The sequence below is a fragment of the Actinomycetota bacterium genome, assembly GCA_040755895.1.
Taxonomy (GTDB): domain Bacteria; phylum Actinomycetota; class Aquicultoria; order Subteraquimicrobiales; family Subteraquimicrobiaceae; genus Subteraquimicrobium.
In genome coordinates this window covers 1-12,290 of record JBFMAG010000009.1, presented here as the reverse complement: position 1 = coordinate 12,290, position 12,290 = coordinate 1, and the positions used below count along the sequence as shown (strand labels likewise).

The following is a 12,290-nucleotide window of genomic DNA, read 5'->3' as shown; positions in this document are numbered from 1 at the left end:
ATATCATACAAATAGCTGACCCCAAGAAGACAAAGGGGTCAACAATCTAAGCTCACGTGCACGCTTCACCACAAATTTAAAATGTGAAGATCAAAAATCAAAATTACAGAATTTGATTATTTGACCTCGACTGCTGCTCCCGCTTCCTCAAGCTCAGCTTTGATTTTTTCGGCTTCCTCCTTTGGGATACCCTCTTTCACAGGCTTTGGGGCTTCGTCAACCAATGCCTTTGCCTCCTTTAAACCAAGACCGGTGATGCCTCGAACGACCTTTATGACCTGGATCTTCTTTTCTCCCGGACTTTGGAGTATGACGTCAAATTTCGTCTTTTCCTCAGCCGGTGCAGCTTCTGCTGCAGGAGCTCCCACCGGAGCGGCGACAGGCGCGGCAACGGCGGTAACCCCAAAGGTCTCCTCAAGAGACTTTACCAGCTCGGAGAGCTCGATGACGGTCATACCCTTTATGGCTTCCAAAATGTCCTCCTTGGTTAACTTCATCTCTTTCTTCGCTTCCTTCTTGGTCTCCTTCTTAGCCTTGGTCTTGGTCTCCGATTTTGCTTCCGATTTCGTTGCTGATTTTGCTTCTTTCGCCAATCTCTTTCACCTCCCAATCTTCAAGGAATTCGAGTTATATTTGTTTCCTTGTTAACGGGCTAACGGCTCACTAGCCAACGTTTCAGCTTTTCTGCTGTACAGAGCATTTAAGGTCATAACGAGTCCCCTAAAGGGTGCATTGAGGGAATTCACCAAACCATAAAGGGTCGATTGGAGAGAGCTCAACAATTTCACCACAAGTTCTTCCCTCGATGGTAGAAGAGCTAAGGCTTTAACCCGAGTGGCGTCGATTACTTCACCATTTAAAACTCCGCCTTTGATTTCGAGGGTTTCATGCTCTCTGGAGAAATCCAAAAGGATTCTTGCTGGAGAGATCGGATCCTCAAAGCCAAAAGCGAGAGCTGTGGGACCTTCAAGATATTTTTCCAATTCCCCTAAATTGGACTCACTGGCTGCGATTCGAATGAGCGTATTTTTAACAACCCTATATTCAATCCCCTGTTCCCGCAGGCGCTTACGCAATTCGGATAGTTCATGAACGTTGAGACCCTTAAAATCGGTCAAAACTATTCCCACGGCCCGCTGTAACTTTTCTTTGATCTCCTCAACAAATCTTTTCTTCTCAGGTCGAACCATAATTATCTCCTAAAAAATCAGTCAAGAGTCAAAAGACCAAAATCAAAAATTTCCTTGACTCGTGATTAGCAAGTGAAACGAGCTGTTAACTTTCGACTTCAAATGAAAAGACCTCCGTAGATTAGAGGTCTCCAATATGGAAACTCACAAGACCTCGGTAGGTATGATTAAGCCCTTAAGGCACCTACTGTCTACGGTCTTCAAAAGTATATTTAGTTAGCGAAAAATATATTCAACTGAAAACTTACCAAAACTATCTTTGGGAGTCAAACCTTGTGAAGATACCAATTCTCGGGACGCCCATTTCAACATTTAAAAATTACCGATAAGTGGGTCATAAATCACCGAATATTTTTCTCTTTAGATAATCATGCAGCAAATTCTGAAATTATGACCCATGTATAAATTACCGGTATTTTGCAACCGCGACAGGCGACCCATTATACCGCCTCTTCCTCCAGCAAGTCTCTAGTCTTGCTTGGATCAACCTTTATTCCCGGTCCCATCGTTGAGGTAATGGTGATGCTCTTTAAATACTTTCCTTTAGCTGAAACTGGCTTCATCTTAAGGATATCCTCAAGGAGAGAGGCGTAATTCTCAACCAATTCCTTTTCCGTGAAGGAAATTTTTCCAATAGGAGCATGAATTATGCCAAATTTATCGATTTTATAGGTGATCTTTCCGGCTTTAATCTCCTTGACCACTTTTCCAATATCGAAAGTTACCGTACCCACTTTGGGGTTGGGCATAAGCCCACGAGGACCGAGTATCCTACCCAATTTGCCAATTTTACCCATCATATCCGGTGTGGCAACGGCGACATCAAAGTCGAGCCACCCCTTCTGAATTTTCTCTATGAGCTCAGTGTCTCCCACATAATCCGCTCCCGCTTCTTCAGCTTCCTTTGCTTTTTCACCTTGAGTAAAAACGAGTACTCGAACAGTTTTCCCCGTACCATGTGGTAGAACCACTGTACCTCGGACTTGTTGATCAGCTTGACGAGGATCAACCCCCAACCTGATGTGAACCTCGGCGGTCTCGTCGAAGCGCGCAGTCGCATTTTCCTTTAACAACCTAATTGCCAGCAGCGGCGTGTATAACCTACTTCTATCGATTTTTTTCAAAGCTTCCTGGTACTTCTTCCCTCTTTTCAATTTTCCTCCTCGATATATCGGCATCCAAAGTGAGGCGTCTCAAAAATTTACCCGCTTCGCTTCAAAGGGCTCCGCCCCTATGACGCTCACTCCGTTCGCTGTACCCCAAAAGCTTGGGAAATCCTTCCCCCAAACCCCCTTAAGGTTGGGGCCCTCATTGGCTTCCTTCCATCGTGCAAGTGAGACCACAACGTTTGAAGTTGCAGGCCTGGAGGACTCGAACCCCCAACCTTCGCCTACTAGTCCTTAATTTCAATGCCCATGCTTTTCGCGGTCCCCTCTATTATCCTCATGGCTGCTTCGATGCTATTTGCATTCAGATCTGGCATTTTGAGTTGAGCGATCTCCTTGATTTTTTCTCTGGAGATCGTGGCCACCTTCTGCCGACCAGCTTCACCCGAGCCCGTTTCTATCCCCGCAGCCTGCTTGAGGAGAATGGAAGCTGGAGGCGTCTTGGTAACGAAGGAGAATGACCTATCCTCGTATATGGTTATTTCCACGGGTATGATCGTACCCGTTTGAGACGCAGTTTGGGTATTATAGGCCTTGCAAAATTCCATTATATTGACGCCATATTGCCCTAAAGCCGGTCCAACTGGTGGAGCCGGATTGGCTTGCCCGGCGGGAATCTGGAGTTTTACCACACCTATTACTTTCTTGGCCATTAACAACCCCTCCGAAACTATCAACTAAATGTATCAATCGTAGACATGGTTTCCCTCTTACATGGTTCACCGTTCACGGTTCATAGTAAAAAATAAATCAGTTTCGAGCTATGAGCTCGCAGCAGCTAGCATTCAGAGGGATGCCCCAAAATATATAAGTGTTACCAATGTGTCGTGAACATTACGCTTAAAGCTTGGCGACCTGATCGAAGGTGAGCTCAACGGGGGTCTCCCGGCCGAAAATATTGACCAAAACTTTAAGTTTGCTTTGATCGAGATTGATCTCGGCTATGGTACCCGTGAAGTCTGCAAGAGGACCCGAGATAACTTTCACCGTTTGACCCTCCACGAACTCGGTTTTTGGTTTTGGTTTCTCCGTTTTGATTCTGTGGAGAATCCTTTCTACTTCCTCATCCGAGAGGGGAGTGGGGCGAGCACTTGTACCAACAAAGCTAGTCACCCCAGGAGTATTTCGAACCACATACCAAGAATCATCATCCAATTCCATTTGTACGAGGAGATAGCCTGGGAAAACCATTTTCGGAGAAACAACCTTCTTCCCACCCTTTATTTCCATGATGTCCTCAGTGGGGATGACCACCTGGAAGATTTTATCCTTCATGTCCATGGATTCGATGCGGCGTTCCAGGTTGGTCTTGACCTTATTTTCGTAACCAGAATATGTGTGAACGACATACCACTTCTTCGCCATAGCCTTAATCTGTCGCAAAATCTGCACCTCCTAAAGAAGCTTGAGCGAAATTAATTTTATTAATTGTGCAAAGAGAAAATCAAGACTCCCTATTAATAAAGCAAAAAATAGAACAGTCACCAAAACTAAGATTGTCGAGGAAATAATCTCCTTGCGGGAAGGCCATATGACTTTCTTTAGCTCGGATTTCGCTTCCTTCAAATATTTAAAGAGTCTCTTGACTATTCCTTTTTTCTCTGCCAAAGCTTCAACCTCTTAAATGGCTTGCGTCATTAGAATCCGTGATCTTGCAGCAAATTTGCTTCGATTAAAAATATATATGATTCAATATTGTTTTATCGGTAAGACAGAATCGACAGAGTTTGAAAATGCAGGCCTGGAAGGACTCGAACCCCCCTGGCGCTTCACGCCTTCCTAAGGGGACTCCGTCCCCCTGAGGACGCTCGCTCCGCTCGCTGTCACCCCCTGTGATGTCCGCCGTGCAAGAGGGTGATCACTACTTTGAAAATGCAGGCCTGGAGGGACTCGAACCCCCAACCCCCGGATTTGGAGTCCGGTGCTCTATCCAGTTAGAGCTACAGGCCTTCTCAACAACCAAGAATAGTATAGCCTAGCGCGTTTCCCATAGTCAATTTGCTGCGACCTTAAGTAGAATGAAATTCCCCCTGCCACCTCATTGCGGCATTATAACATGTTTAGAGAATATTTAGCATTCTTTAAGGATTTTACCCAAAAAGTAGAAAAAGATTAACATAGAATGGATCCTTTGACAATAGATCAATTTCTCACTTTGGGACTTCCCAAAGAGTGGAAAGAAAACTAGCTAAAACCGGCAGGAGATAGCTTTCTATTGGAGTGTCATCTGAGGCGTAATGGTTAGTGTAGCTTCACTTCAGTTCACTGCCGAGAGCCATTGCGAAAAAATTTATTTATATGTCCACAGTTATTACATTGACTAACCACCAAACCGGAACTCTTTTTAAATTCATGCAAGGCACTCCCGCAATTTATACAGTTATATGCACTTACCTTGTAAACTCGATCTTTATCTAACTTTTCTCTTGCCTCTCCCATTTCGCTTTAGTTCTCGACCCAACTCTTATTGTTTTCATAATTCTATGTTTATATCTGTCAAAAATGGGACATTTCCTTTCCACACATAAGTGATAATTCCTGATGCAGGAACGCGGATTATTGAGAGGTGCTTCCCAGCAGTGCACTTTATTAATATAGGCGGGACACTTTCGGCATACCTCCCGGGGACGGATATTAAGCTCCCAGCATTTCTTGACTTCCTCTTTAATCCTTCGTTCTCCCCATTCCTCGTGGAAATATTTTTTTACCATCTAGTATGGCAACTTTCGAGCTTTCACAACCAACTCGGCTGTCCTCTTTCGCAACTCTGAGATGACCCGACAATTCTTACAATCTACGTTTTTGTCGTCATATTCCTCACAAGACAGAAGCGCATCGACCTCTTCTATCATATCTTGAGCTTTCGCTGCTTTTTCTTCGACGCTCGTCGCCTCATTGATTTCATTGGTTAACCTCTTTATAGCCTCCTCCCCGCTTTGGAATAACGGACAACGTATACCTTCTGCGCGGGGCTTTTTCAATCGCTTCACTCCTCCTTGAGCCGACGTTTCCCTAACCTAACCTCCAAAATGTTGTTATTGTATCTTTTCGTAAATTCCTCGGTATATACCTCAGCAGGGAGAAAAACTTCCTCGTGATACTTCATGTCTTGTGCATCCGCAAATATGGTGAGCTTGTCCTTTTCCACCACCAAAAGGATATCCTCTTCCTGGACACCCAATAGCTCCATGACCACATGAAGATGATCGCCCTCATCAAAAATGTCTAAGAGTGATTCCTTAATTTCCTCATGTGTTTTTCGACCCACCAGCCACCAGCTAAATAAAATCTTTTCTCCAGTCTCGGGATCAATCTTTGATTTCTCAAATGATAGTATTGGATTACCACTTATCTTTTCAGCAGCAGGATTGATAACTTCTCTTATTCTAAGCAAAACATCCATATGGGTGGAAGCTGAAACAAGCTCAGCTAACTCATCGATAGTCCCGTGTCCATTCCGCCAAAGATACCAGAGTATTTCCTGACTTACCGAATCAAGCCCCTCAGCCAATTGATTTACAGTTTCTTCATCGATGGGAGGCGCTATCATTTCACGAATTTTTTTTCTCCAAGTTTCTAAGTTAGCCATTATAATCCAGGCTTTTGATATTCCTTCAAGCCTGGGACACCGATACGATATGCAAATAACATTCTTTCTCCTGAACACAAAGATTTTTTCCTCTACCGTAACATCTGTTATACAAGCAAGGGGTGTTTCAAATATAATCCTCTTGGCTTGAGAAAAGAACAGTCTTTTATTGGTAAGATAATGATGGCCCAGTTTCCAGCCAGCTCGTAAATTATTTAGATACCCTCCTTGCTCCCACAGGATAATCTGTTCACCTTCAGTCAGTAGAGGTTTTTTGCTTTCCCTCATCTTTAATGCTCCTCTATCTGCATGCCCTACTTCTCTTCTCTTTTCTAATTTCTCCAGATAGCACCTCAATTAGTTCTTTCAGCTCTCCAGTTCCTGATTTAATCTTTTGACTTTCGCCATTAGCTAAAGCCGCCTTTATTTTCTGTATCGCTTTTTCAATTTCTTCCAGTTGAGCTTCGTCTGCGATATCTTTTGCTTCCTTAATGCAGACTTGAGCGGCGTAGATCATATTCTTTGCTTGAATTCTTATCTGAATTTCCTCTCGCCGTTTCTTATCTTCTTCAGCATATAGTTGGGCTTCTTTAATCATTCGCTCTATCTCTTGTTCTGAGAGTCTGTTAGAAGAAGTGATTCTTATTCTTTGTTCGTTATCTGTATGGATATCTTTGGCAGAGACATGAAGAATGCCATTAACGTCGATTTCAAAGGTTACTTCAATCCGTGGTTCTCCTCGGGGTGCTGGCGGGATGTCTGTAAGTTGAAACCTGCCTAAGCTCATATTATGGGAAGCTATCTCCCGCTCCCCTTGCAAGATATGAATATCCACCTCGCTCTGGTTATCACGAGAGGTGGTGAAAATTTGCCCCTTAGAGGTGGGAATAGTAGTATTTCTCTCGATAATTTTGGCAAATATTCCACCCTGTGTTTCTATGCCCAGAGATAAGGGGGTAACATCCACTAAGACCACTTTCCTCACTTCGCCCGCCAGGACACCCGCTTGAATCGCGGCTCCAATGGCAACAACCTCGTCTGGATTAATATTTTTGTAAGGCTCTTTGCCTATTAGCGATCTTACCAGTTCTTGTACCGCTGGCATTCTAGTCGATCCTCCCACTAAAACTACTCTATCAATCTCTTCAGGTGTAAGTTCTGCATCAGCTAAAGCTTGCTTGGTGGGACCAATCATTTTTTGTAACAAGTCTTTAGTTAACTCCTCAAATTGTGCTCTGCTTAAAGTCGTTTCCAAATGTAGGGGACCATCCGGACCAGTAGCGATACAGGGTAATATTATATCGGTAGTCAATGCGGTAGATAACTCAATCTTAGCCTTCTCCGCTGCTTCTTTGAGCCTTTGGAGAGCCATCTTATCCTGGCATAAATCGATTCCATGCTCTTTTTGGAATTCATCCACTAAATAGTCCATTATCCTCTGATCCCAATCATCGCCACCCAGCCATGTATTGCCGTTAACGGCTTTGACCTCAAACACCCCTTCGCCTAACTCTAAGATGGAGACGTCAAAAGTACCACCACCTAAATCCCAAACAAGGATAGTATGAATATCCTCCATATCTAAGCCATAGGCTAAGGAGGCGGCGGTGGGTTCGTTAATGATTCTGATTACCTCCAAGCCAGCGATGATACCCGCATCTTTGGTTGCTTGACGCTGATTATCATTAAAATAGGCGGGTACAGTGATCACCGCTTTTTCTATCTTTTCACCCAAATAGTTTTCCGCATCGGTTTTGAGTTTCTTTAAAATCAAGCTGGAGATCTCCTGGGGTGTATATTCTTTGCCATCTATCTTTACCCTATGGTCGGAGCCCATATGCCTCTTGATGGAAGCGATGGTGCGTTCTGGGTTGGCGACAGCTTGTCTTTTAGCTAACTGGCCAACCAATCGTTTTCCATCCTTAGTAAAAGCCACCACCGATGGTGTCAATCGGCTATTCTCACTATTGGGCATGATCGTGGCCCGGCCGCCTTCCACGAAGGCTGTCACTGAGTTAGTGGTTCCCAAATCAATCCCAATTACCTTAGCCACCTTACCTCCCCGTTTCACTCATCGGTTTGGTAATTGGTTAAATAGTTAAATGGGCTAAGAAGTCAGAACCAGAGATCAGAAGTCAGCATTCAGAACTTTCTGTCATCTGTGCTCTGTTTTCTGTTTTCTGTTTTCTGTCTTCTGTCTTCTGCCCTCCATCCTCTGCTTTCCGTCTTCTAAGTCCTCAAAAGTCCTATATTCCATAATCCCCACTCACCAATCACTAGTTACCAGTTACCAGTTACTTAGCTGCTTGGGCTAACCTTTTTTTCAATTTTGGGCTAACCCAGCCGCACTCTGAGCATCCCTTTTCCAATAGCTCTTTTGTCGGTGCTTCTCGACCACACTGAGGACAAGTCTCAATCTCAGCCTCAGCACTGGTTGTACCTTGCTTGGATATGATTTGATTAACTACTCTATCCCATTGGTCTAATTCGTCTCCGGAAAAACAGGCTACCCTTTTCCCCTGCGAGGTTTCATATATAACGTCGAGAGCCTTTTTCTTCTTCAGCGTTACAGCAACGTCTCTTATCTCTACCGTCGAGGCAGCTATTTTATCGATAGGGGTCTCAAAGGCTACTTTCTCATCAGAGTCGTACCACCAACATAACCTCTTGTTAGTCAAATAGAGATGGCCTGGTCTCCACGTACTACTTATAACTCCACCGGGAGCAGAGTGGGTCATCAGATGCCACATCTTTCCTCGGTGGGTAACCTTTTCTCCCTTCATCAGAAAGCTAATTGGCTCCTTTTCAAACTCGGGAAGGATTGGACTTTCCTCCAAGAAAAACCCTTTGGCCTTTATTCTCTCCTCAATAGCCTCTTTTAAGTAGCTCATTTCTGCGGTATGGAGCCGAGAGACTCTATCCGTTCGATCTATAAGATAGAGCACCTCTTTACCCTCTTTGGTAAAATGCTTTTCTTCTTTTACCACTAAGCTTTTTATCTCCTCTAAAGGTATCTCGAATATGACTTCATTGAAATCTTGACGGTGAAGAAGGAGCCTTTTATCCGTCAAATAAAAATAGCCCGATCTCCAGGCTGTGTATATTCCTTCACTATGGTAATATGAGCCGAACATCTTGAGGATAACTTCTTCCCCTTGGGTTAAAGAGAACTCTTCCTTTCCTCGATGTTCCCGTTCCCAAGCACGCGTTCTCTCATCCCAGGCTTGCATGACCCCGTACTTTAGCATGGTCTCCATCCCAGCCAAGGCAGCCCTTAAGTTAACACCAATTAGGGGAATGCCAGCAACAGAGATAATAACATCGGCGTTAATTACAAGACCTTTATCCAGAACCCTATCCAATAAATCCACTAAAGTAGCGTGTGTATTTCCAGTTGGTTCCATTTTCTCTCCTCGTACAACTCAGCAGTTTTGGTAATTGGTTAAATGGTTTCCGCAACAAACTCGCTTTTTTGAGGGTCAGTAAGGATCTCTCGCATTTTTTGCACAGTTGTTTGCGAATTTAAAATCTTCTTACTTATAATTTCTACATTATCTACAGGGAGAACATCTCTGTGATACTTCAAAATCGCCCTATAAGTAACCCTTAACCATTCTCTTACTAGTTCCGGGAACTTTAGAAGTTCAATTAAGTGACCTGTGGGGGCGGTATCAAAAATGTATAAGTCGTATTCCTTCCTTTCGACAAAATCCATAATTCGCTCTAAGGCAAGCACCTCTTCTAGCCCTGGTGGATAGGTGTCAACAAACCCCTCCATGACCTGCTGATCAAAATCTAATTTCCATTTTCTACCACCTACGATATTACTACCTTGCCATTTCTCAAAAGCATCTTTTATGTTTGCTTTATATTCTTTCCTAAAATCTTCATATACTCTTGTTCCATCTATCTCTAAGGCATAGAGGTTGCCTTCACTTTTTATGGAAGTCACGACATCTCCTATTGGACAGGCGAAACTATCTGCTAAGGAGTGAGCGGGGTCGGTGGAAAAAACCAGTATTCTTTTATCAGGATTATGCCTCGCAATAGACAAAGCCGTGGCTGCCGAAACCGTAGTTTTCCCTACTCCTCCCTTGCCGCCAAAGATAATGAATTGCAAATCCTTACCCAGGATTTCTGACATTGCACCAGGAGTAGATGATTCTGCTTTGGCTAAAGCTTCAACGGGCTGACTTGATGAATGCTCATAATCATCCCCAATCAAAATTTTAGCGTACTTCAAGAGAGCTTCTTTTCCACGCACGTCATGAGGAAACATTGGCACCCTAATCAGATTATAAGGGGCAAATTTTTCATCGATTTCTGTAAGATGGTTTTTTTGTCTCTTTCTTCTAGTTGAACAGAAGACACACTGTTTCTCATCTTGAACCCGATTTACGATAATATTTCTTACCGGAATACCTTCTTGCTTTAGGGTAAGAAGAAGCCTCTCTGTTTCTAATATGCTCAGTGCCTCTGGAATGGTAACTGGGACGAATTCACACTCTTCTGAATTTCTGAGAACGGTTCTTATTTTCTGCAAATCTTTTGACAATGTGTCCAGAAACTTGTGGACGTTTCCTTTAGGAGCTTTGCGCCCAGGAATGTTGAATCCTGTTATGGCTGCTACGGTGGGATCAAAAAACATCACAGTGAACAATCATTAAAGGGTGGTGCAAGCGGGGAATTCGAATAATTCATCGACTGTGATTAGCGCGTTTCTTTGTGTAAAGTGTGCTGGTGACACCACTTACAATATTTCTTCAAGCTTAATCTATCCGGACTGTTCTGCTTATTTTTAGTTGTCGTGTAATTCCTTCGTTTGCACTTGGTGCAAGCTAAAATAACTAATTGTCTCATTCTAACCACCTATATTATCGGCTCAATGAATTTTGCACAAGACGAGTTCTTAAATTACCACTTCCTTTATCTGGTGTCAATAAATGAGGAGGGAGACTTGCCCCCTCCTCTTCATTAAGTTAATGGTTCACAGTTCATGGTTCATGAAATTCTTTAATCTTGCCGTGAACTGTGAACCGTGAACTATTAGGCCAATATCTTGGTCACCGTGCCCGCACCGACTGTTCTTCCCCCCTCCCTTATGGCGAAGCGCAGTCCCTCCTCCATGGCTATGGGTGTGATCAGCTCTATCTCCAGTTCAACATTGTCTCCGGGCATGACCATCTCCACGCCGGGTGGTAGGGTGACCACCCCGGTGACATCGGTGGTCCTGAAGTAGAACTGGGGACGGTATCCGGTGAAGAAGGGGGTGTGCCTTCCACCCTCCTCCTTGGTTAGGGCATAGACTTGGGCCTTGAACTTGGTGTGTGGGGTGATTGAACCCGGTTGGGCTAGGACCTGGCCCCTTTCCACCTCGGTCTTGGCGATGCCCCTCAAGAGGACGCCGATGCTGTCTCCGGCAACGGCCTCATCCAGAATCTTTCTGAACATCTCAAGACCGGTGGCCACGGTCTTCTTCACCGATGGCCTCATGCCCACGATCTCCACCTCGTCTCCGACCTTTATCCTTCCCCTCTCCACCCTTCCGGTGACCACGGTTCCCCTTCCGGTGATGGAGAACACATCCTCTATGGGCATCAGGAAGGGCTTGTCTATCTCCCTCTTGGGTTCGGGGATGTATTCGTCAACGGATTTTAGGAGCTCCATGACCGGGCCGCAGAACTCACATTCTTCCTTGCCGCAGCCACACTCGTAGGACTTAAGTGCCGAACCTGAGATCACCGGGGTATCATCCCCGGGGAATTCGTATTCGTTTAAAAGTTCTCTTACCTCCATCTCCACAAGTTCCAGGAGTTCTGGGTCGTCGACCAGGTCCACCTTGTTCAAGAAGACCACGATGTATGGGACACCGACCTGTCTGGCCAGGAGGATGTGTTCCCTGGTCTGGGGCATGGGTCCATCGGCTGCGGAGACCACGAGGATGGCCCCATCCATCTGGGCAGCACCTGTTATCATGTTCTTCACGTAGTCGGCGTGACCCGGGCAGTCCACGTGGGCGTAGTGTCTCTTTTCCGTCTGGTACTCCACGTGGGCGATGCAGATGGTGATGCCCCTCTCCTTCTCCTCGGGGGCGTTGTCGATGGACTCGAAGGTCCTGGGCTCGACGTCGAGCCCACGGGAGTTCAGGCACTTGGTCATGGCCGCGGTGAGCATGGTCTTGCCGTGGTCCACGTGACCTATGGTTCCGACGTTCATGTGGGGTTTTACCCTTTCGAATTTCTTCTTTGCCATTGCCTCCTCCTTTTCCCAGTCGGTAGTTTGTGGTTCCTTAGTCGGGAGTAAGTAAAGATATTCACTACCGACTACCCACTCCCGACTGACAGA

The 12,290-nt window shown here is 45.0% G+C and carries 13 protein-coding genes, 1 tRNA gene and 1 other annotated feature; all 14 genes read right to left on the bottom strand.

The window, feature by feature from the left end; all coding sequences use genetic code 11:
- Window positions 1–116: 116 nt before the first annotated feature.
- The 14 genes from rplL to tuf all read right to left on the bottom strand — a co-directional run bounded on the left by rplL (window position 117) and on the right by tuf (window position 12,197).
- A complete protein-coding gene (gene rplL / locus AB1466_00385) occupies window positions 117–497 on the bottom strand; it encodes a 50S ribosomal protein L7/L12 (GenBank protein MEW6188561.1) in 381 nt (126 codons plus the stop codon).
- A 147-nt stretch (window positions 498–644) separates the two neighbouring features.
- Window positions 645–1,190 (bottom strand): 50S ribosomal protein L10, encoded by a 546-nt coding sequence (gene rplJ, locus AB1466_00380; protein ID MEW6188560.1) that lies wholly within the window; start codon window positions 1,188–1,190, stop codon window positions 645–647.
- A gap of 94 nt (window positions 1,191–1,284) precedes the next feature.
- Window positions 1,285–1,405 (bottom strand) — a sequence feature (ribosomal protein L10 leader region).
- Window positions 1,406–1,630: 225 nt separating this feature from the next.
- Window positions 1,631–2,344, bottom strand: coding sequence for a 50S ribosomal protein L1 (rplA, locus tag AB1466_00375; GenBank protein MEW6188559.1), 714 nt, complete (start codon window positions 2,342–2,344; stop codon window positions 1,631–1,633).
- Between the two features lie 239 nt (window positions 2,345–2,583).
- Window positions 2,584–3,009 carry a 50S ribosomal protein L11 gene (gene rplK / locus AB1466_00370; GenBank protein ID MEW6188558.1) on the bottom strand — a complete coding sequence of 142 codons (426 nt, stop codon included), beginning with the start codon at window positions 3,007–3,009 and terminating at the stop codon, window positions 2,584–2,586.
- A gap of 187 nt (window positions 3,010–3,196) precedes the next feature.
- The gene (gene nusG, locus AB1466_00365; GenBank protein MEW6188557.1) at window positions 3,197–3,721 is read right to left on the bottom strand and encodes a transcription termination/antitermination protein NusG; all 525 of its coding nucleotides are present in this window, start codon (window positions 3,719–3,721) and stop codon (window positions 3,197–3,199) included.
- Between the two features lie 30 nt (window positions 3,722–3,751).
- Window positions 3,752–3,922 carry a preprotein translocase subunit SecE gene (secE, locus tag AB1466_00360; protein MEW6188556.1) on the bottom strand — a complete coding sequence of 57 codons (171 nt, stop codon included), beginning with the start codon at window positions 3,920–3,922 and terminating at the stop codon, window positions 3,752–3,754.
- A 309-nt stretch (window positions 3,923–4,231) separates the two neighbouring features.
- Window positions 4,232–4,306, bottom strand: a tRNA-Trp gene (locus tag AB1466_00355).
- A 761-nt stretch (window positions 4,307–5,067) separates the two neighbouring features.
- Window positions 5,068–5,346, bottom strand: a complete 279-nt coding sequence (locus tag AB1466_00350) for a hypothetical protein (GenBank protein ID MEW6188555.1) — start codon at window positions 5,344–5,346, stop codon at window positions 5,068–5,070.
- Window positions 5,343–6,233, bottom strand: a complete 891-nt coding sequence (locus AB1466_00345) for an Hsp20/alpha crystallin family protein (GenBank protein ID MEW6188554.1) — start codon at window positions 6,231–6,233, stop codon at window positions 5,343–5,345. Before AB1466_00345 ends, AB1466_00350 begins: the two co-directional genes overlap by 4 nt.
- A 13-nt stretch (window positions 6,234–6,246) precedes the next feature.
- Window positions 6,247–7,998, bottom strand: a complete 1,752-nt coding sequence (dnaK, locus tag AB1466_00340) for a molecular chaperone DnaK (protein ID MEW6188553.1) — start codon at window positions 7,996–7,998, stop codon at window positions 6,247–6,249.
- A gap of 241 nt (window positions 7,999–8,239) precedes the next feature.
- Window positions 8,240–9,349 (bottom strand): gas vesicle protein GvpJ, encoded by a 1,110-nt coding sequence (gene gvpJ, locus AB1466_00335; protein ID MEW6188552.1) that lies wholly within the window; start codon window positions 9,347–9,349, stop codon window positions 8,240–8,242.
- A gap of 38 nt (window positions 9,350–9,387) precedes the next feature.
- Window positions 9,388–10,593: a TRC40/GET3/ArsA family transport-energizing ATPase gene (locus AB1466_00330; protein ID MEW6188551.1), complete on the bottom strand. Its 1,206-nt coding sequence runs from the start codon at window positions 10,591–10,593 to the stop codon at window positions 9,388–9,390.
- A gap of 62 nt (window positions 10,594–10,655) precedes the next feature.
- Window positions 10,656–10,805: a 50S ribosomal protein L33 gene (rpmG, locus tag AB1466_00325; protein ID MEW6188550.1), complete on the bottom strand. Its 150-nt coding sequence runs from the start codon at window positions 10,803–10,805 to the stop codon at window positions 10,656–10,658.
- A 186-nt stretch (window positions 10,806–10,991) separates the two neighbouring features.
- On the bottom strand, window positions 10,992–12,197 hold the full coding sequence (gene tuf / locus AB1466_00320; protein MEW6188549.1) for an elongation factor Tu: 1,206 nt from the start codon (window positions 12,195–12,197) through the stop codon (window positions 10,992–10,994).
- Window positions 12,198–12,290: the final 93 nt, after the last annotated feature.